Genomic DNA, 20,451 nt, shown 5'->3' with positions numbered 1-20,451 from the left:
GACGCGTTCGGGCGAGCGTCGCACCGAACGCGTGCTCGACACGCCGTCCGATACCCATGCCAGCGGGATCGACGCGGCGCGGCAACTGTTCGCCGCGAGCGAACGGCCCGACGGCGTGTTCTGCTCGTCCGACCTGCTCGCGCTCGGCGTGATCGACGTCGCGCGCAGCGAATTCGGCTTGCGCGTGCCGGACGACCTGTGCGTGATCGGCTTCGACGACATCCCCGCCGCCGAATACGACGCGTATCGGCTGACGACGCTCCGGCAGGACACGCGCGGCCTCGCGCACGCGGCGATCGACCTGCTCGCCGACCGCATGCAGACGTTCGACGGCCCGTCGCGCACGCGCGTCGTGCCGGTCGCGCAGGTGGTGCGGGACAGCTGCGCGTGACGGCGTGACATCGGGCGCGGCGCGGCCGCGCGTCACTTCAGCCCGCCCGCAAACCCGCGCAGCAGATAGCGCTGCACATAGCCGGCCACGGCCAGCGTGGGCAGCGACGCCATCAGTCCCGCGCTCATCAAGTCGCCCCAGTCGATGCCGTTCTCCGTCACGTAGCCGGCAATCGCGAGCGGCAGCGTGAAGCGGCTCGGCGTCGACACGAACAGCAATGCGATCAGAAACTCGTTCCATGCGGCGATGAACACGAAGATCGCGGTCGCGATCAGCCCCGGCGCGCACAACGGCAGCACGATCTGCACGAGCCGCCGCGCGAGCCCCGCACCGTCGATGCAGGCTGCCTCTTCGTACTCGATCGGCACTTCGCGAACGAACGCGAGCAGCATCCAGATCGCCATCGGCAACGCATAGATCTGGTACGCGAGCATGAGGCCGAACGTCGAATCGAGCAGGTGCAGCCGCTTCGCCAGTGCGAACAACGGCACCGCGATCGTGATCGGCGGCATCAGCTTCAACGCCAGCACGAGCACCAGGAACAGCAGGTCGAGCCGCGCCGGAAACCGCAGCCGCACGAGCGCATACGCGGCCGGAAACGCGAGCGCCAGCGCGAGCAGCGTCGTGCCGAAGCCGACCAGCAGCGAATTGAGCAGCGGCGCACCGATGCCGTTGGACCACACCGACGCGAAATGCTCGAGGGTCGGCGCGGCCGGCCAGATCCGCAGCGGATGATCGAGGCGTTCGAGCGTCGGCATGAAAGCCGCGCCGGCCATCCACAGACAGGGCAGCAGCAACAGCGCGAGCGCGACGACGCGCAAACCCCACGGCACCGCGCGACCGAATGCGGCGCCCGTGCGTGGGCCCGTGACGCGTGCGGGATGCGCCGTCATGCGCGCCGCTTGCGAACCGTCTGCCATACGTACCCCGAAACCAGCACCGCGGATGCCGCGAGCATCAGCACCGACGCGGCGCTGGCCGGGCCGACGTTGAAGAAGCGGAAGCCCGTGTCGTAGATATAGGTCGACAACGTCTGCGTCGCATTGCCGGGGCCGCCGCCCGTCAGCGCATAGACCTTGTCGAACAGCTTGAACGTATCGATCGAGCGCAGCAGCAGCGCGAGGCCGATCTGCGGCGCCGCGAGCGGCAGCGTGATGTCGCGCAGGCACTGCCACTCGCTCGCGCCGTCGGTGCGCGCGGCCTCGTACAGCTCCTGCGGAATCGACTGCAGCCCGGCCAGCACGATCAGGAACGCCATCGGCGTCCACTGCCAGACGTCGACGAGCGCGAGCGACCAGAGCGCGAGATGCGGATCGGACAGCCAGCGCACGCCTTCGATGCCGAACGCCGCGAGCAGCGTGTTCAGGAAGCCGTCGAAGTTCAGCCAGTTGCGCCAGATCGCCGAGCACACGAGCGTCGACAGCATCATCGGCAGGATCGCGAGCGGCAGCGCGATGCGCCGGCCCGGAAACGCCCGCACGAACAGCAGCGCGAGACCGAAGCCCAGCGCGACTTCGGCGAGCGACGCGACGATCGTGAAGCGCAGCGTGTTGCCGAAGCCGGCCGCAAACGCGTCGTCGCCGAGCACCGCGCGGTAGTTCGCGAGCCCCGTGAACGCGCGGCGCCCGGCCGAGTAGTCGACCTGGCAGAACGAATCGATCAGCACCTGCGCGACCGGATACAGCGCGAGCGCGGCGAGCACCAGCAGCGCGGGCCCGAGCAGGGCGACGAACGGCAGGCTGCGGCCGAAGGACTTCATGCGCGACCTCCGGCCACCGGATTGACGCGGGCGGTCACTTGCCGGCCGCGGCCGTCGCCTGCGCGATCTTCTGCTGTGCCTGGCGCAGCGCGGCGTCGGGGGCGGCCTGCCCGGTCAGCGCGAGCTGCAGCTGGTCGCCGAGAATGCTCTCGACCTGCTGCCAGTCCTTCACGCGCGGCCGTGCGCGGCCGGCTTCGAGCGCCTTCAGCTGATCGGGATACCAGCGGTACTGGCGCACCAGCGCCGGATCGTTGAACACGCTGCGGCGGGTCGGCGGAATGCCGATGCCGGCGAGGCGCGTCTGCGTATCGCGCGCGGTCAAGTAAGCGAGGAAGTCCTGCGCGAGCTTCGCGTGCGGTGCGTCCTTCGGAATGCCCATCTGCCAGATGCCGAGCATCGGCGCCGGGCCGGCGGTCTGCCCGGGCGGCGGCTGCAGTGCGATCTGCCCGACCACGCGCGACTGCTTCGGATCGTCGAGCGCCGGCACCCACGCCGGCCACACCTCGATCGACTGCGCGGCCGTCCCGCGCTGCAGCGCGTCGCGCACTTCCGCGGCGCCGTACACGTCGACGTCCTTCGGCGCGGACGCCTTCAGCGCGAGGAACGTCTTCAGCGCGGCCTGCGCTTCGCGCGAATCGATCGTCACGTTGCCGGCTTGGTCGAACACGTCGCCGCCGTACGCCCACAGGATCGGCAGGAAGCCCGTCACGACGGGGTTGCCCTTGGCCCCGCGAAACACGACGCCCGACACGCTCTTGTCCGCGCCCCCGACGGTCTGCGCGATCTTCAGCACGTCGTCCCAGTTGCGCGGCGGCTGCAGCTTGTATTTCGCGAGCAGGTCCTTGCGGTACGCGAACATCTCGACGTTGCCGACGATCGGGAGCGCGTACAGCGCACCGGCCGCGTTGCGGCCGAGCGCGACGGCGGACGGCACGAGATCGGCGTCCGCGAGCGACGCCGGCAGCGGCTTCAGCCAGCCGTTGCCGATGAATTCGGGCGCCCAGGTGTCGTCCATCATCACGAGGTCGTACGTGCCGGTGCCTTCGCGCATCGACAGCTTGAGCTTCTGGTACAGGTTCGCGTTCGGCAGCTTGAGCAGCTCGATCTCGGTGCCCGGATGCAGCTTGTTGAAGCCGGCGACGGCGTCGGCCAGCCCCTTGCCGTAAATGTCGTCGCGGCCCGCGATGACGAGATCGGCCGCAGCGGCGTGCGTGGCGGCGAAGGACAGCGCAAGGGCGGCGGACAGCGCGCGCAGGCGGCTCAGCAAGGTCATGAGGTCTCTCTCGTTCGGCGTGGTGGCGGAGCGGCCAGGCGTTGCACACGTGTGCAACGCGGGTGACGCGGCTGGCCGCCGGATGCGAACGCCATTGTTCACGCCGATCGTTAAGAATTTATGGCACACGGCGGGAACGGCCGCCGCCACGCCCGGCTGCCCCGCCCCGCCTGCCGCTCCGCGCCTGCGCCCCGGTCAGAAGTTCACGCGGATCCCGGCCATCACGGCCAGTTGCCGGCTCGCGTTGCTGTTCGCGAGCACCGGGATCTGCGCGTAGTTCACCGCGTTGCCGTTCGCATCGGTGCCGAGCCCCGTGCCGCTGGCGATCTGGCCGATCGCGACCGCGTACAGCGCGGTGCGCTTCGACAGGCTGTAGTTCGTGCCGACATTCACCTGATGAAAGCGCGTCGTGCCGCGCCCGTCGGTATGGGCCGCGTTGAAGATGTACGCGACGCCGCCCTGCAGCGCCGGCGTGAACATGTACGTGACGTTCAGCTCGCCGATGTCGAACGTGAACGCCTGCGTGCGCGGCTGCGCGGCGGTCGAGAAATAGCGGCTGTCGCCGAGGCGCGTATGCGTGTACGTCAGCGCGACCGTCGCCGCGCCGAGCGCGACCGAGCCGCCCGCGCCGAACGCGCGCATCGAGCCCGCATCCTGCAGCAGGCAGTACATCGCGCCCGCGTTGCTGCACGCGAAATCGCCGATATAGCCGCTCGCGCCGCCGAGCGCCGCGTCGAGCGGCTGGTGCAGGTCGAGATAGCCGACCGAGAACGCCACCGGCGCACGCGTGTACGTCGCGGCCACCGCATAACCGCGCTTCGCGGAAAAGTCGCCGGCCTGCCCGCCGAAGCTGAACGTGCCGCCGAACGTGAGCCCGTGGAAATCGGCGCTGGTGAACTTCACCGCGTTGTTGAAGTTGAATGCGGCATTCAGGTTGTCGACGTCGCCGAGATGCGAGCCGTACGGCGTCGCCCAGTTGTTGCTCGACACGTACGCGCCGAGCATGTCGGTGTACGAGTCGTACTGGCGGCCGAGACCGAGCGTGCCGATGCCGTCCTGGCGCAGCCCGACCCACGCCTGCCGGCTGAACGCCGTGCCGCCCTGCAGCGCCTGCCCGTTCGCGGACAGGAACTGCTGCTCGAGCGTGAACACCGCGTCGAGCCCCCCGCCCAGCGGCTCGGCGCCCTGGAAACCGAAGCGGGACGGCACGAGGTTGCCGCCGCCCATCTGCCACGCATGGCCGCCGCCCGTGCTGCCGTCCGCACGCGTGAACTGCTGGTTCGTCGAGTAGATGATGCCGGTATCCACGGTGCCGTACAGCGTCACGCTTCCCGAGGTCTGCGCGTGTGCGTGCATGCAACCCAGCGTCGCCGCGGCTGCGGCCAGTCGTCGTCCGATTTTCATGTCCCGCCCTCTGTGTTCATCGATTCGCAGTGCAAATCGATGGCGTTGTCGATATGGGTGACGGGACTCTATCCAGCGAAAATTCAGGACCTCTATCGCAAATCGGCAAACGGTGGATTGCACTGCCCGCGACGCTGCCCGGCGGCGCCGTCGCGGGCAGCGCGCATCATTCGGGGCGCGTCGTCTGGGAAGGCAGTTCGCCGAACAGGTCGCGATACTCGCGCGCGAAATAGCCGAGATGCGTGAATCCCCAGCTCGCGGCGGCCTCGCCGACGCCGAGCTGCTGCGCCGACGTCGTGCGCAGCATGCGGCGCACCGCGTTCAGCCGGATCGTGCGCAGGTAGCCGACCGGCGTGACGTCTGCCACGCGTTGAAAACTCGTCTGCAACGTCCGGCGGCTGCAGCGCAGCGCGCGGCACAGTTCGAGCACGGTGACGGGTTCCTCGGGCCGGTCGCGCAGATGCTTCTCGCAACGGCTCACGATATCGCTGTAGGTAGCATGCGTGATGTCGCGGCGCTCGACGCCGATACCCTGCTCGAGGGCATCGAGGAACATGCCGAGCATCGCGTCGCGAAACATCTTGCGCGTGGCCGCGTGCTCGAGGTGGCCCGGGTTGCGCTGCGCGTCGTCGATCAGCGCCGACAGCCGCACGCCGAGCGCAACGCCCTGTTCATCGGACAGCCGCGTCACGTGCCGCAGCTTGCGCGCGCCGGCCGCGCCGAATTCGGCCTCGCACAGCTCGTCGACCATGTCGGACGCCGCGCTGATCCCGACGAGCCCCATTCCTTCCGGCGTGTGGAATTCGAAATCCTCGCCGGCGCGCAGCGCGAGCAGCGCATAACCGTCGACCGGCTGGCCCTGGAAGGTGCCCGCGAGCGGGACGGACAACGGCACCGCGAGCGACGTGCGCCCGGCCGGCGCAAGCCCGGTTTGCGCGACGCGCCGGTTGGTGGTTTCGCGAAAGAAGTGGAAATCGTCGTACAGCACCTGCGTGACGGTGCCCTTGAAGGGGCCGGGCGTCATCTGGCGGTAGACCTGATGCCAGCCCGCGATCGCGAGCCCGTGATCGTGCACGTCTTCGTGTGAGCGTGACTGGAACAGCATCGGCATCTCCGGTAAAACCCTTGGGTCCTGGATGCGGCCGCCGGATTCGCACGGCACGCAGCGCCACAGCTTACCCTCGCAAAATCCTGCGTAGTGCGGTTTCGAACGCAAGCAAGGCCGCCGACAGCGCGGCGGCCTGCTCGCCGGTCAGCCGGACGTAGCGGCGAAACGACGGCATCCGGTTCACGACCTCGCTGCCGCCGAACGGCACGATCGCGAGCGTCCAGCGGCCGTCGCGCGCGCCGATCGTGCACTCGGTCAGGTGCAGCGGCCGCAGCGCGTCGACCAGCGACGGCTCGACGACCAGCGCGGTCAGCGTGTCAGCGAATACGGGGTCGCAATCCGAGTCGCGTACCCCGTCGATCCCCGTCCGGCGCAGCCAGCCGGTCTGCCGCACGCGGGCGCTACCCTGCGCGGCCGGCCCGCGCACGGTCGCGGCCACCTTCACGCTGACCGTATGCATCAGGAACTGCCGCTCGACGCGCTCGTCGACACTCACGCGCACGCCGTTCGGCAGGCGCGCCGCGGCGCCGCCCATATCGTCGGCCTCGCGCGCGGCCTGCAGGTCGGCCAGCACCCGCGCGGCGATCGCGCCGGGCCGATGACCGGGCGGCGGCGCGTCGGGCGCCGCGCGCCAGCGGGCGAGCGCGGCCCTCACGACGCGACGTGCTCGTTGCGCAGCACTTCCTCGACCGGCACCGGCCTGAACGGATGCCGGCGCTGCACGACGAGCGTCCAGAACAGCGCGTACAGCGCGGTGAGCCCGAGCATCGCGCCGAACGGCACGTAGATGTCGCGCGCGTTCATGCCCGGCGGCGTGATGTACCAGATCGCGAGCACGATGCCGACGCTCGACACGATCTGCGGCAGCGGGAACAGCGGCGACCGGTACGGGCGCGGCAGGTCCGGGCGGCGGATGCGCAGCATCACGACCGATGCCGTGACCAGCAGGTACGCGGTGCCCCACGCGCAGGTCGCGGCGAGCACGAGGTGCAGGATGCTGTCGAGATTGCCGTTGATCAGCCACGCGTGGAAGATCGGCACGATCGCCGCCGCCACGATGCCGACCACGGGCGTCTTGAAGCGCGGATGCAGGTATGCGAAGCAGCGCGGCAGCGCGCCGTCGATCGCCATCCCGTACAGGATGCGCGGCAGCCCGGCCATCAGCGTATTGATCGTCGCGGCGCCCGCGCACAGGAACGCGATGCCGAACCACACGCGGCCGAACGGGCCGAGCACCTGCAGCGCGAACGCGGGAATCGCGCCCGGCGTGTCGAGCAGGTGCGTGAGACCGTCGGGGCTCACCGGCACGTTCGCGACCTGGCGGCGGATCGCCGCGCCGTACAGGAACATGCAGATCGCGACGCCGACGAGGCCGAGCGCCATCGCGCGCGGAATCGTCCTGCCCGGCGCCTTCATTTCCGGCGCGAGCGGCGTGACGAACTCGCAGCCGACGAACATGAACATCGCCATCCCGACGAGCGACAGCACGGCCGGCACCGACGTGCCGACTTCCGAGCCGCCGAACCAGCCGTCGAGATGCACGGCGGGCGCGGCCGCGAGACCGAGGATCCCGAAGATCATCAGCGACAGCCACATGCCGGCCGTCAGCACGATCTCCAGCTTGCTGAACACCTTGATGCCGACGATGTTGGTGACCGCGAACGTGACCACGAGGCCGACGCCGACGAGCCACGAGCTGTTGTGCTTCTCGAACGCCGCGTTCAGCGATTCGAAGTTGACCAGCGCCATGATGCCGCTCAGGATCGTCTCGGCCGTGCCGGCGAACACGTGCACGAGGAAATACGCGGAAATCGTACCAGTGATCGCCCAGAAGCGGCCGAGCCCGCACGACAGGTAATCGTAGACCGAGCCGGCCGTCGGCAGCATCGCGGCGGCTTCGGAGAACGTGGTGGCCTGCGCCTGCATCATCACGAACGCGATGATCATCGCGACCGCGAACGCCCAGCCGCCCATCCCGAAGCCCGACGTCGCGGTGAGGATCACCGGGCTCGCCATGATGAGGCCGACGGCGCTCGCCAGCGCGGTCGGAAAACCGACCGCACCGGCCTTCAGCGCGGTGCCGCCGCCCGCTTGCGCCGGCGAGCCGGCGGACGTGTCGCCCGCGGCGCCGGAAACGCCTGACCATCCCGACATCTTCGTCTCCTTCCAGTGCTGGCCCGAACCCGCGCTTCGTCGGCGGCTGGTGCCAAATTTGCCTTGCGATCGGCCCGGGGCGGCGCTTCAGCGCTTCGTTCCCGGCCCCCTGTCGATCACGGCGTGATCCGATGTCGAAAAAATACGCAGGCAAAAAAACCAGGTCATAGCGCAAATCGGCAAACCCGCGGCGGCGTTCGCGCGTCCCGCCGCCGGTTTGCCGTCATGCGGCTACGCCGTCACGCGAACGGCACGGCCTCGAAGCCCGCCGCGAGGGCGTCGACGATCCGGTCGAGCTGCTCGCGCTGGATCACGAGCGGCGGCGACAGGATGATCTTGGTGCCGACCGGGCGCACCAGCACGCCGTTCTCGCGGGCGACTTCCGCGACCGCGTTCGCATAGCCTGACAGCGGGTCGATCGGCTCGCGCGTGTCCTTGTTCGCGACGAGGTCGAGCGCGAGCATCAGCCCCTTGCCGCGCACCTCGCCGACCGCCGCGAAACGCTCCGCGAACGGCTTCAGCGCCTCGAGCAGATACGCCCCCTGCTTCGCCGCATTCGCCGGCAGGTCTTCCTTCACGACGATGTCGAGGCTCGCGATCGCGGCCGCGCATGCGACCGGGTGGCCCGCATACGTGTAGCCGTGCATGATCGCGCCGCCGAAATCGGCATTCGCCGCGAATGCCTCCTCGATCCGCGCATTCACGACCGTCGCGCCGAGCGGCACGTAGCCCGACGAGATGCCCTTCGCGAGACACATGATGTCCGGGCGCACGCCCCAGCCGCGGCTGCCGAACAGGCTGCCGCTGCGGCCGAAGCCCGTCACGACCTCGTCGGCGATCAGCAGCACGCCGTAGCGGTCGCACACCTCGCGCACGAGCGGCCAGTAGTTGGCCGGCGGCACGATCACGCCGCCCGCGCCCTGGATCGGCTCCGCAATGAACGCGGCGACCGTGTCGGGGCTCTGGAACTGGATCTCGCGCTCGAGCAGTTCCGCGCAGATCCGGCCGAGTTCCTCGGGATCCTGCGTGAACGGGTTGCGGTACAGCCACGGCGTCTCGACGTGGAAGCAGCCGGGCAGGTTCGGTTCGTAGTTGCGGCGGAACACCGTGTTGCCGTTGACCGACGCGCCGCCGAAGTGCGTGCCGTGATAGCCCTGCTTCAGCGAAATGAACTTCGTGCGGTCGGCCTGGCCGCGCACCTTCCAGTACTGGCGCGCGATCTTCAGCGCGGTCTCGATCGAATCGGAGCCGCCCGAGCTGTACAGCACGCGGCGCATCCCTTCGGGTTCGAGCATGTCGATCACCTTCTTCGACAGTTCTTCCGCGCGCGGATGCGAAATGCCGTCGAACAGCTGGAAGTATTCGAGCTCGTCGAGCTGGCGCACGATCGCGTCCTTCACCTCCTGGCGGTTGTGGCCGACGTTCACGTTCCACAGGCCCGCGACGCCGTCGACGAGCTTGCGGCCCTGTTCGTCGAACACGTAGCAGCCGTCGCCGCGCACGATGCGGATCGGCTTGCGCTGCTTCATCTCGTTCGGGTGCACCATCGGGTGCCAGAATTTCGCTTCGTTGTAGCTCATTGCAATCTCCACTGTCGGATCGTTTGAACCTGGGTCGTTCGGATTCGGGGGCCGCGCCGCGCGTCAGTGCGCGATGCAGACGGATTTGGTTTCGGTGAAGCCTTCGATCGCGTACTGGCCGAATTCGCGGCCGATGCCCGATTGCTTGTAGCCGCCGAACGGCATCGACGGATCGAGCGGGATATGGCAGTTCACCCAGACGGTGCCGGCCTCGATCTGCGGCACGAGGTTCATCACGCGCTTCAGGTCGTTGCTCCAGACGCTCGCGGCAAGGCCGTACGGCGACGCGTTCGCGAGACGCACGGCGTCGGCCGCGTCGTCGAACGGCACCACGACGATCACGGGGCCGAACACCTCGTCGCGCACGATCGCGCTGTCCGGATGCGGATCGGCGATCACGGCCGGCTTCACGTAGTAGCCGGGCAGGTCGTCGGCCGGCGTGCCGCCCGCGAGGAACGTGAGGCCCGCGCGGCGCGCGCCTTCGATGTGCTGGACGACCTTGTCGCGATGATGCGCGGACACGAGCGGATTGATCTGCGCGGTCGTGTCGAGGCCCGCGCCGAGCTTCATCGACTGCGCGACGCCGGCGAGGCCGTCGGCGAGCTGCGCGAACTTGCTGCGGTGCACATAGAGGCGCGACGCGGCCGCGCACACCTGCCCCTGGTTGAAGAACGCGCCGGCGGCGACCCCGTCGAGCGCCTGCGCGACGTCGACGTCGTCGAGCATCACGATCGGGTTCTTGCCGCCGAGCTCGAGCGAGAAACGCGTCATGTTCTGCACGGCCGCCGCGCCGACCAGCTTGCCGGTCGCGGTCGAGCCCGTGAACGAGATCTTCGCGATCGATGGGTGGCTCGCGAGCGCCGAGCCGCAGACGCGGCCGCCCGTGACGACGTTGAACACGCCGGGCGGCACGCCGGCCTCGCGGGCGAGTTCGGCGAGGCGCAGCGCGGTAAGCGGCGTTTCCGGCGACGGCTTCAGCACGATCGTGCAGCCGGCCGCGAGCGCGGGAATCAGCTTCCACACGGCGATCATCAACGGGAAATTCCACGGCACGATCGCGGCGACCACGCCGACGGGCTCCTTGCGCGTGTAGGCCGTATAGCGCGCGCCGGGCGGGAACGGGATCGACACGTCGAGCGTCTGGCCGGTGATCTTGGTCGCCCAGCCTGCCATGTAGCGCACGTATTCGACGCTCGCGCCGACCTCGATCGCGCGCGACACGTGGATCGACTTGCCCTGGTTCAGCGTTTCCAGCTGGGCGAGCGTCTCGGCGTCGCCTTCGATCAGGTCGGCGAGTTTCAGCAGGATGCGTTCGCGGTCGGCCGGGCGCAGCCCGCTCCATACGCGCGTGTCGAACGCGCGCTTCGCGCTGGCGACCGCGCGGTCGACGTCGCGAGCGTCGGCGTCCGCGACCGTCGCGAGCCGCTCGCCCGTCGCGGGGTCGTACACGTCGAGCCGCGCAGCCGATTGCGCGGGCTGCATGTCGCCGTCGATGAAGAGGCCGAAATCGCGCGCGACGAAAGTGCGCACGGTGTCGCTGACGGCGACGAAGTTCGTGTTGCTCATGGGCGTCTCGATGATTGTCGTGGCTGGACCGCGTGCCGGTGAGGCACGCGGGCGTCGGACCACTGTATCGACGAGGGATCGCGCCCGGTGAGCGCAAATTGGCAGCGCGTGACGGAAGGCGGCGGGTTCGAACCCCGCGGGTCGGATGGCGGGGCGTGACGGAGGAACCGACCGACAGGCTAGTTCTTGAAACCCTGCGACATCGACGCGAGGAAGTCGTATGCCTGGTAGTCCAGCCAGTACACCCCGAGTGCCAGCGGGATCAGAAAATACAGCGAATCGTACGTCCCGCTTCGCACGGTTCTGACGATGAAGATCGGCAGCGCAATGCTCAAGGCGACGACCACCAGCGAAGCGGCAGTGAGTGCGACATCCATTTTCCCGGCCCTTTGATTGTTATCGAAACGACGATCGTGCATGGTACTGCACGACGTCGGGGCCCCGCTTGCAGGACGACTACAGAAACAGCGCCCCGACCAGTTCGGTACGGTTCGACACGCCGAGCTTGCGATACATGCGCATCAGGTGGGTCTTGATCGTCGGTTGCCCGAGCGCTAGATCGCGCGCGATCTCCTTGTTCGAGCGCCCGTCCCGCACGAGACGCGCGATCTGTTCCTCGCGATAGGTGAGCCGCTCCTCGCAGCCGATCCGGTGGATCCCCCGCCGCGCGCGCAGCAGCGGGCCCAGCGCGGCTTCGGCCATCGGCTGCAGCCGCGCGAGCGCGTCGATTTCGCCGGGCGCGAACCGCCCTGCCGTGCTGTGGCCGGACGCGTCCCCGGTCCCGAAACGCAACAGCGAAAACGCGCCGATCGTGCGGCCCGCGTCGCGCAGCCAGATCTCGACGACGTCGGCCACGTCGTGGCGCCGCAGGAAACGGGTCCAGTACGCGGACGCCTCGCGTCTTTCGTCAGGCAATTGGGAGGCGAGCGTCACGACCGCGCGCTCACCGGCCGCGCAGCGCGACGGATGCAGCGGATCGAGCATCCGGTAGCGGGCGACATAGGTGCGATGCATCGATTCCGGCATCCCGAACAGCTCGAAATCGGCCGGTTCGCCGCTCTGGTCGAGCCGGTAGAACACGATCGCGGACGGGCTCGCGAACGCGTCGAACACCTCCACGCACGCGCGCAGCGCGCGCGGCCAGTCGGCGGCGGCGTGATCGACGGGAACGGATGGGGTCGGCATGGTGGAATCGGCGGCGGGCGAACGGATCGAATAGCGAAGTCCGGGCCAGCCTACCGGCGCCGAAAAGCGCCGGTGAGCACAAATCGGCAAATCGTCCCGGTCCGGCCACGGTGGCCGGTCCGGCAGGGACGATACGCGCGCGACGATGCGCGCGCCATCATTCAGCGCGCGTTCGCGGAGAACGTGTCGCAGGCGCTCACCTCGCCCGATTCCATCCCGCGCCGTAGCCAGTACACGCGCTGTTCGCTGGTGCCGTGCGTGAAGCTTTCCGGCACGACGTAGCCTTGCCCCTGCTGCTGCAGGCGATCGTCGCCGATCGCGGCGGCCGCCTTCAGCCCCTGCTCGAAATCGCCGGGCTCCATCAGCCGCTGGTTGGCGCGCTGCGCATTGTTCGCCCACACGCCGGCGAAGCAGTCGGCCTGCAGCTCCATCCGCACCGACAGCGCGTTCGAGCGCGCCTGGCTCGACCGGCGGCGCGCCGCATCGACCTTGTCGGAAATGCCGAGCAGGTTCTGCACGTGATGGCCGACTTCGTGCGCGATCACGTAGGCCTGCGCGAAATCGCCGCCCGCGCCGAAACGCTTGCGCAGTTCGTCGTAGAAGCCGAGGTCGATATACACCTTGCGGTCGGCCGGGCAATAGAACGGCCCCATTGCCGTCTGGCCCGTGCCGCAGGCGGTCGGCGTCGAGTTCGTGAACATCACGAGCTTCGGCGCCTGATACTGCGCGTGCAGCTGGGTCGAGAAGACGCCCGTCCACGTGTCCTCGATGTTGGCGAGCACCTTGCGCGTGAACACCGCGCCCGGATCGGCGGCCGGCGCGCCCTGGCGTTGCTCCGGCGCGGGTTGCGCCTGCTGCTGGCGGCCCTGCAGCGCCGACGCGCCCTCGAGCACCACGCGCGGGTCGATCCCGAAGAAATACGACGCGGCCAGCGCGACCACGATCGTGCCGATGCCGATCGTCGCACCGCGCCCGCCGCCGAAACCGCCGGCGCCGCGGCGATCCTCGACGTTCATGCTTTCTCTTTCGTCGTCCAGCCTCATTGCCGGCCCCTCCCTGTCCTTGTCGATGGTCCGGCCGCGCCAGCGCGCAACCGGGCGATACGTCGCGACGACTCGATCCAGCGGCGGACGCGATACCCGCGCAGCGGATGCACGCTCGCGCCGTTCCTGCCGGCCCGCCGCGCCGCTCGCACGACGGAATCGGCCGGCCGACGCGCCGCGCGTCGATGCGCGCGTACGCCCGCGCTATTTTGCCGGGCTTTCGCGACTTATCCCAAAAATGTGGAGGATAGAGCGATTCGGCGCCGGACATCGTCAGCCTTTGCAAAATGGGCAGGACCGAACCGGCCGTCCGGACGGCCTTCATTCATCCTTTCGGCGGATACCGCCGCGTGCCGGCGCCGCCTAAAGTGGCCGCTCACGACACCTTTCCGGAGAACGACATGACGCACCCGCCCTCCCGCACGATCGCGATCACCGGCGCGGGCACCGGCATCGGCGCCGCGTGCGCGCGCCGCTTCGCCAGCCGCGGCGACCGCGTCGTGCTGATCGGGCGCCGTCAGGCGCCGCTCGACGCGCTGGCCGCCGAAACGGGCGGTCTCGCGCTCGCGGGCGACGCCGCGAGCACGGCCGACTGGGCCGGCTTCCTGCCGCGGATCGCCGAACGCTTCGGTCACGTCGACGCGCTCGTCGCATGCGCGGGCGGCCACGGCACCGGCCGCGCGGACGAAACCGACGATGCGCGGTGGCGCGACGCGATGCACGCGAACCTGGACACCGCATTCGTCAGTGCACGCGCGTGCCTCCCCGACCTGATCGCGCAGCGCGGCAGCATCGTGCTGGTCGCGTCGATCGCGGCGCTCGCGGCCGGGCCCGGCGTATGCGGCTACACGGTCGGCAAGCATGCGCTGCTCGGGCTCGCGCGCTCGCTCGCGCGCGACTATGGCCCGCAAGGCGTGCGCGCGAACGCCGTCTGCCCGGGCTGGGTCCGCACGCCGATGGCCGACGCGGAAATGGAGCCGCTGATGGCCGCGCACGGCGATTCGCTCGACGGCGCGTACGCCCGCGTCAGCGCCGACGTGCCGCTGCGGCGGGCGGCCGATCCGGACGAAATCGCGGCCATCTGCGCGTTCCTCGCGTCGCCGGATGCGTCGTTCGTCACCGGCGCGACGCTCGTCGCCGACGGCGGCGCGATGGCCGTCGACGTGCCGACGCTCGCGTTCGACCGGCTTTGATGCAAGCCGGCACGCCGCCCGCGTGACGCCGGGTGGCGGCCGGCGAGTCGGCCGCCGGCCGCCCGTACCCGCGACGACACACGTGGCGCCCGCGCGTTTCCCACCCCGGAAATCCGCTACCATCGACCGATCCCGCCGCCGCTCCCGGCCGGCCTCTGCGTTCGGACATCGATGAACATCCGGTTTCTTGAAACCTTCGTCTGGCTCGCGAAGCTGGAAAATTTCCGGCTCACGGCCGAAAAGCTGCACACGACGCAGGCCGCCGTGTCGAGCCGCATCGCATCGCTCGAGGAGGCGTTCGACGTGCGCCTGTTCGACCGCAACACGCGCTCGGCCACGCTCACGCCCGCGGGGCGGCGCATGCTGGCCTATGCGGAGCGGATCGTGCGGCTCGACGGCGAAATGCGCCGTGACATCGATGCGGCGAGCGACGCGGGCCTGATCCGGATCGGCGTGATCGAATCGATCGTGCACAGCTGGTTCCCGGCGCTGATGGCGCAACTGCGCCAGCGCTATCCGCGCCTCGACGTCGAGATCACGAGCGACACGACGCTGCACCTGACCCGTCTGCTCAGCACCGACGGCGTCGACCTGATCCTTCAGACCGACCCGGTGCCGGGCCCCGACTTCACGAACCTGCCGCTGTGCGAGTTCCCCGTACGCTGGGCCGCGAGCCCGCGCCTCGGGCTCGGCGGCCAGCCGCTCGACGTCGCGCGCCTGGCCGGGTTTCCGATCATCAGCTTCTCGCGCCACTCGGGCCCGCATGCGACGATCGAGCGCCTGTTCGCGGCCGTCGAGCGGCCGGCCAGCATCAACTGCATCACGTCGGTCGCCGCGATGATCCGCCTCGTCGCCGACGGCTTCGGCGTCGCCGCGCTGCCGCCCGCGATCATCGGGCGCGAGCTGCAGGAAGGCGCGCTCGAACTGCTCGACGTCGAACCGGAATTCCCCGCGCTGCCGCTCGTCGCGACGTACCGCAGCCAGGGGCTGCCGGTGGCCGCGCGCATCGCCGAACTCGCGAGCGAAGTCGCGCGTGCAACGGCCCCGGCTACGAGCTTCGCAAAGCCTGCCGCCCCGGCCGCGCCCGATCGCATCGACACGGCGGCGGCACGCAAGGCAAGCCGGACGACAACAGCAACGCCGACAAAAACGAAACGCACGACGCGAGCCGCACCGGCGTCCCCCGCCGCGACACGCCGCCCGCGCCGCTCATAAGAAAACCTGTTCACCGCGAATTTGTTTTCTTGTTGGACGGGCGCGGCCCGTCTTCGGGACACTGCGGTTCCTGACACCCCCGTCACAAGGAACCCCGCGATGACCCGCCTTTCCCTCCCGCACGGCCAGCTTTGCGTCTGGACGGATATCGACCCCGCGCACGAAGCCGACTTCAACGCGTGGTACGACCGCGAGCACATGCAGGAACGTGTCGCGATTCCCGGCTTCACGCATGCACGGCGCTTTCGCGCGACCGACGGCGGCCCGCGCAAGTACCTCGCGCTGTACGTGACGGAGGCGCTCGACGTGTTCCGCGGCGACGCGTACCGCCGCGCGTTCACGCAGCAGACCGCCTGGTCGCTCGCGAACTTCGAACGCATGACGGGCACGCAGCGGCGCGTCGGCGAGCTGACGATCGAGGCCGGCGACGGCGAAGGCGCGCATCTCGCGCTGTTCATGCTGCCGCCGCAGCACATCGACGTGCCGCCACTGCGCGCGCGCTTCGACGACGCGCTGCACGAACCGGGCATCCACGCCGCACGACTCTTCCGCACCGCGCCCGACCTGTCCGCGCCGATCGGCGCGGATGCGGCCGCCCGCCCGGCCGCCGATGCACTCGTACTGGTCGAAGGCAGCGACGCAGCCGTCACGCGCCGCGTGGCCGCCGCGCTCGCCGGGCACGACGACGTCCGCACGTTCGACCTGCTGTGGCGCGCCGCCGCGCCGCCGCGGGTTGCGCACCGTGACGCCGAAGCCGAACCGGCCGCCGCGGCCGCATTGCCTGCCTGAACGCCGACACCGGCGCTCGCCGCACCGCACGCGGTCCGCACGCCGGTCCCTCTCCCGTCATCCGTCACGACCCACCCGATACCATGAGCACTCTCGCCCAGCCCGCCGCCCACGCGCCCCGCCGCGTCCGCACCCGCCGACTCGCGACCGCGAGCATGATCGGTACGTCGCTCGAGTGGTACGACTTCACGATCTACAACACGCTCGCCGCGCTCGTTTTCAATCACCTGTTCTTCCCGTCGGTCGATCCGCTGGCCGGCACGATCCTCGCGTTCTCGACCTATGCGGTCGGCTACGTGTCGCGCCCGCTCGGCGGTTTCGTGTTCGGCAACCTCGGCGACCGCATCGGCCGCCGCGCGGTGCTGATGCTCACGCTCGTGCTGATGGGCGTGACGACCGCGCTGATGGGTGCGCTGCCGACCTACGCGCAGGCCGGTATCCTGAGCCCGGTCCTGCTCGTCGCGCTGCGTTTCGTGCAGGGCGTCGCGCTCGGCGGCGAATGGGCCGGCGCGGTGCTGCTGTCGGTCGAGCATGGCGACCAGAAGCGGCGCGGGCTGTCCGCGTCGTGGACGCAGATCGGCCCGTCGTTCGGCACGCTGCTCGGCACCGGCTGCATCGCGCTCGTGACGCTGTCGACCACGTCCGACGCCTTCCTGTCGTGGGGCTGGCGCGTGCCGTTCGCGGCCAGCGCGCTGCTCGTCGTGTTCGGTTTCTGGCTGCGACGCGGCGTCGACGAAACGCCGCAGTTCGAGCAACTCGCCGAATCGCACGCGACCGCCGACGTGCCCGTCGCCGACGTGCTGAAGTATCACTGGAAGCGTCTGCTGATCGCGGGCGGCTCGCGGATCGGCTCGGACGTGCTGTATGCGCTGATCGTCGTGTTCACGCTGACCTACGTGACGACCGTGCTGCACCTGTCGCGCCCCGTCGCGCTGACGGCCGTGATGATCGGCACCGCGTGCAACGCACTCGCGGTGCCGTTCTTCGGCGCGCTGTCGGACCGCTTCGGCCGCCGGCCCGTTTATCTCGCCGGCGCGCTGGCCGGCATCGTGTGGGCGTTCGTGTTCTTCGCGATGCTCGATTCGGCGCGCCCCGGCGCGATCGTCGCGGCGGTTGCGGTCGGTCTCGTGATCCATGCGGTGATGTATGGCCCGCAGGGCGCGTTCGTGACCGAACAGTTCCCCACCCGCGTGCGCTATGCGGGCTCGTCGCTCGCCTACACGCTCGCGGGCATCGTCGGCGGCGGCTTCGCGCCGCTCGTGATCGCCACGCTGTTTCGGCAGACGGGCACGACGACGGCCGTGTCGCTGTACGTCACCGCCGCGCTCGTCGTCACGTCGATCGCGCTGCTCGCCGCGCGCGAGACCGCACACCGGGCTCTCGAGGATTGAGCGCCGCCAGCCGATTCATTGCTTCGCACTTCAAATGGATATCCGCATGCAAGCCCTGTCGTTCAACGTGATTTCCCTGCAAGATGCACCGGCCGCCGTCGACGTCGACATCGAGCGCGTCGTGATTGCCGGCTGGGCCGGCCGCGACCCGGCCGCGATCCAGGCGCATATCGACGAACTCGCGGCGCTCGGCGTCGCGCCGCCGTCGACCACGCCGTGCTTCTATCGCGTATCGTCCGCGCTGCTCACGCAGGCGCCGTCGATCGGCGTGCTCGGTACACGCTCGGGCGGCGAGATCGAGTGCGTGCTCGTCGACAGCCCGGCCGGCACGCTCGTGACGGTCGGGTCCGATCACACGGATCGCGAGGTCGAGGCGTACGGCGTCGCGGTGTCGAAGCAGGTATGCGCGAAACCGCTCGGCCGCGATGCATGGCGGTATGCGGACGTCGCCGGTCACTGGGACGCGATCGAGATGCGTGCGTGGCTGATTGCGCGCGATGGCGAACGGGTCGCGTACCAGCACGGCGCGGTGAGCGGCCTGCTCGCGCCGGACGTGCTGTGGCGGCGTTTCGACGACCGCCGCACGATGCCCGCGCGCTGCGCGATGTATGGCGGGACGGTCGCCGTGCATGGCGCGATCGCGGCGATGGGCGACGGCGATGCGTTCGAGATGGAACTGCACGATCCGGTGCTCGGGCGCAGCCTGCGGCACCGGTATGCGGTCGAGGTGTTGCCGGTCGTGGCGTAACGGCAGCGGAAAACCGCACGGGACGCGCGCGGCGGCGCTCGGCCGGCGCGCCCGCTCCTACCTGTACGATTCAAAGCAGCGGTAGTCCGGGAAGTTGAACTGCGAGTTGTCGCAGTACAGCACACCTGCCAGGTTGGTACACCCGCTCAATGTGAACACGATTGCTCCCGCAACCGACGCTTTCCATCCGAATTGCCACATCGCGCCCCCGTTTTCGCATGATCGGTATCACCGACATGATGCGCATCGGACGTGCGCGGGTATGTGGAGAATTGTTGTCCCGCGGGTGCTTCAATGCGCGACGGCGCTTTCCCGTGCCCGGGCGAAGCCCGTCGCAAGGGCCCAGGCTCACTTGAGACACCCCAGCCCCGCCAGCGTCGCCTCCACCGCCGTATCGAGCGGCGTCACCGGCTCGCGGCCGAGCACCGCGGTGACGCGTGCGTTGTCCATCCGCAGCGGCTCGCGCCACAGGTAACGCATCTCCAGCATCTCGCGCAGCGTCGTGACGAACGGCGCCGCCGCCCACACGAGCCACCACGGAAAGCGCCGCACCACCGGCCGCGCCCCGTGCCGTTGCGCGACGCGCTGCACGGCCTGCGCCATCTGCGTGCCGTCCGCATCCCAGTGCCCGCCCAGATGAAAACGCGCGAACGGCTCCAGCGCGTCGCGCCGTTCGATCAGTTCGACCATCGCGCGGGCGGCGTCCGGCAGGTACGACCACTGATGGCCGACGCCCGGCCGCCCCGGTACGTTGACGGTCGCGACGGGCCGTCCGGGCTTGATCAACCCCTGCGAGAACCAGCTGTTGCGGGCGCTCGCCCCGAAGAAATCGCCTGCCCGCACGATGATCGTGCGCACGCCCCGCGCGGTCGCGTCCTGCAGCCGCCGCTCCATCTCGACGCGGATCGCGCCCTTGCGGGTCGCCGGATGCTGCGGCGCATCCTCCCGCAGCAGCGGGAACGCATCCGCGCCATAGTTGTAGACGGTCCCGGGCAGCACGATGGTCGCCTGCGCCCCCGTCGCCGCCGCGATCGTGTTGTCGATCATCGGCAGCACCTGGGTCGGCCAGTTCCGGTATCCGGGCGGATTCACCGCATGCACGATCACGCTGCAGCCGCGTGCGGCACGGACCACCGCGTCGCGATCCAGCGCATCGCCGCGCATCCACACGATGCCGTCGCGCTCCACGACCTCGGCATCGAGCCCGCGCTTGAGCGCACGCACCTGCCAGCCCGCATCGCGCAACTGCCGCGCGACTTCCCCGCCAATCCCGCCGCTCGCACCGAGCACCAGTACCTGCCGGTGCGCCATGCCTGTATCCGTCGTCATCGCCGCTCTCCTTGAATGAACCATCGTGAGACGCATTCTGGCGTGCCGGCGACTAACAATAAATTGCCTAACCTCGAAGATCAGCTATACATTTATGCATGACCATCGATCTGAACTGGGAACGCTACCGGACCTTTCTCGCCGTGCTGACGGAGGGCTCGCTTTCCGGCGCGGCGCGCGCGCTCGGCATCACGCAGCCGACGGCCGGCCGCCACGTCGCGGCGCTCGAAGCCGCGTTCGGCCAGACGCTTTTCACGCGCTCGCCGTCGGGCCTGCTGCCGACCGAGGCGGCGCTTGCGCTGCGCGGCCACGCCGAAGCGCTG

At 69.5% G+C, this 20,451-nt stretch carries 20 protein-coding genes; 7 read left to right on the top strand and 13 right to left on the bottom strand.

Annotated elements, in window-relative coordinates; genetic code table 11:
• Positions 1-391, top strand: a 391-nt coding sequence (locus G3N62_RS27515; RefSeq protein WP_206141352.1) for a substrate-binding domain-containing protein, incomplete at its 5' end; no start/stop codon positions are given.
• Between the two features lie 32 nt (positions 392-423).
• Here G3N62_RS27515 and G3N62_RS27510 read toward each other — a convergent pair.
• The 12 genes from G3N62_RS27510 to G3N62_RS27455 form a co-directional block, all read right to left on the bottom strand.
• Positions 424-1,311 carry a carbohydrate ABC transporter permease gene (locus G3N62_RS27510; RefSeq protein WP_124670317.1) on the bottom strand — a complete coding sequence of 296 codons (888 nt, stop codon included), beginning with the start codon at positions 1,309-1,311 and terminating at the stop codon, positions 424-426.
• Positions 1,281-2,150 (bottom strand): sugar ABC transporter permease, encoded by an 870-nt coding sequence (locus tag G3N62_RS27505; protein ID WP_034189469.1) that lies wholly within the window; start codon positions 2,148-2,150, stop codon positions 1,281-1,283. Before G3N62_RS27505 ends, G3N62_RS27510 begins: the two co-directional genes overlap by 31 nt.
• 34 nt (positions 2,151-2,184) lie before the next feature.
• Complete coding sequence (locus tag G3N62_RS27500) at positions 2,185-3,423, bottom strand: ABC transporter substrate-binding protein (protein ID WP_124670316.1); 1,239 nt, start codon at positions 3,421-3,423, stop codon at positions 2,185-2,187.
• A 195-nt stretch (positions 3,424-3,618) separates the two neighbouring features.
• On the bottom strand, positions 3,619-4,827 hold the full coding sequence (locus tag G3N62_RS27495; protein ID WP_034189467.1) for a porin: 1,209 nt from the start codon (positions 4,825-4,827) through the stop codon (positions 3,619-3,621).
• Between the two features lie 166 nt (positions 4,828-4,993).
• Complete coding sequence (locus tag G3N62_RS27490) at positions 4,994-5,932, bottom strand: helix-turn-helix domain-containing protein (RefSeq protein ID WP_034189533.1); 939 nt, start codon at positions 5,930-5,932, stop codon at positions 4,994-4,996.
• Positions 5,933-6,002: 70 nt separating this feature from the next.
• Positions 6,003-6,590 (bottom strand): DUF3156 family protein, encoded by a 588-nt coding sequence (locus G3N62_RS27485; RefSeq protein WP_124670315.1) that lies wholly within the window; start codon positions 6,588-6,590, stop codon positions 6,003-6,005.
• Positions 6,587-8,089, bottom strand: coding sequence for an APC family permease (locus G3N62_RS27480; RefSeq protein ID WP_034189465.1), 1,503 nt, complete (start codon positions 8,087-8,089; stop codon positions 6,587-6,589). The genes G3N62_RS27485 and G3N62_RS27480 overlap by 4 nt, the downstream gene beginning before the upstream one ends.
• 239 nt (positions 8,090-8,328) lie before the next feature.
• Positions 8,329-9,669, bottom strand: coding sequence for an aspartate aminotransferase family protein (locus G3N62_RS27475; RefSeq protein WP_034189464.1), 1,341 nt, complete (start codon positions 9,667-9,669; stop codon positions 8,329-8,331).
• A 63-nt stretch (positions 9,670-9,732) separates the two neighbouring features.
• On the bottom strand, positions 9,733-11,235 hold the full coding sequence (locus G3N62_RS27470; protein WP_034189463.1) for an aldehyde dehydrogenase family protein: 1,503 nt from the start codon (positions 11,233-11,235) through the stop codon (positions 9,733-9,735).
• 179 nt (positions 11,236-11,414) lie between these two features.
• Complete coding sequence (locus G3N62_RS27465) at positions 11,415-11,612, bottom strand: hypothetical protein (protein WP_034189462.1); 198 nt, start codon at positions 11,610-11,612, stop codon at positions 11,415-11,417.
• A 79-nt stretch (positions 11,613-11,691) separates the two neighbouring features.
• Positions 11,692-12,420, bottom strand: a complete 729-nt coding sequence (locus tag G3N62_RS27460) for a LuxR family transcriptional regulator (RefSeq protein ID WP_124670314.1) — start codon at positions 12,418-12,420, stop codon at positions 11,692-11,694.
• Between the two features lie 161 nt (positions 12,421-12,581).
• Positions 12,582-13,463: a neutral zinc metallopeptidase gene (locus tag G3N62_RS27455; protein WP_034189460.1), complete on the bottom strand. Its 882-nt coding sequence runs from the start codon at positions 13,461-13,463 to the stop codon at positions 12,582-12,584.
• A gap of 401 nt (positions 13,464-13,864) precedes the next feature.
• Here G3N62_RS27455 and G3N62_RS27450 point away from each other — a divergent pair, with 401 nt between their 5' ends.
• From G3N62_RS27450 to G3N62_RS27430, 5 genes are all read left to right on the top strand, one after another.
• Positions 13,865-14,656, top strand: coding sequence for an SDR family oxidoreductase (locus G3N62_RS27450; protein WP_049033357.1), 792 nt, complete (start codon positions 13,865-13,867; stop codon positions 14,654-14,656).
• Positions 14,657-14,827: 171 nt separating this feature from the next.
• Positions 14,828-15,871, top strand: a complete 1,044-nt coding sequence (locus G3N62_RS27445; RefSeq protein WP_124670313.1) for a LysR family transcriptional regulator — start codon at positions 14,828-14,830, stop codon at positions 15,869-15,871.
• A gap of 99 nt (positions 15,872-15,970) precedes the next feature.
• On the top strand, positions 15,971-16,660 hold the full coding sequence (locus G3N62_RS27440; RefSeq protein ID WP_124670312.1) for a DUF4286 family protein: 690 nt from the start codon (positions 15,971-15,973) through the stop codon (positions 16,658-16,660).
• Positions 16,661-16,743: 83 nt separating this feature from the next.
• Positions 16,744-18,051, top strand: coding sequence for an MFS transporter (locus G3N62_RS27435; protein ID WP_049033354.1), 1,308 nt, complete (start codon positions 16,744-16,746; stop codon positions 18,049-18,051).
• 46 nt (positions 18,052-18,097) lie between these two features.
• Positions 18,098-18,799, top strand: coding sequence for a DUF2848 domain-containing protein (locus G3N62_RS27430; RefSeq protein ID WP_034189531.1), 702 nt, complete (start codon positions 18,098-18,100; stop codon positions 18,797-18,799).
• A gap of 348 nt (positions 18,800-19,147) precedes the next feature.
• Here the strand turns inward: G3N62_RS27430 and G3N62_RS27425 are convergent, their stop codons facing one another.
• Positions 19,148-20,128 (bottom strand): NAD-dependent epimerase/dehydratase family protein, encoded by a 981-nt coding sequence (locus tag G3N62_RS27425; protein ID WP_124670311.1) that lies wholly within the window; start codon positions 20,126-20,128, stop codon positions 19,148-19,150.
• Between the two features lie 98 nt (positions 20,129-20,226).
• On the opposite strand from G3N62_RS27425, the gene G3N62_RS27420 reads away from it, so the two are divergent.
• On the top strand, positions 20,227-20,451 hold a 225-nt coding region (locus tag G3N62_RS27420; RefSeq protein ID WP_206141351.1), incomplete at its 3' end, for a LysR family transcriptional regulator.

Origin of the sequence: Burkholderia sp. Tr-20355 (genome assembly GCF_017104685.1) — a bacterium.
Classification (GTDB): Bacteria; Pseudomonadota; Gammaproteobacteria; order Burkholderiales; family Burkholderiaceae; genus Burkholderia; species Burkholderia seminalis.
Note: the sequence above shows the minus strand (reverse complement) of the source record. Positions and strands in the feature narration are given on the sequence as shown.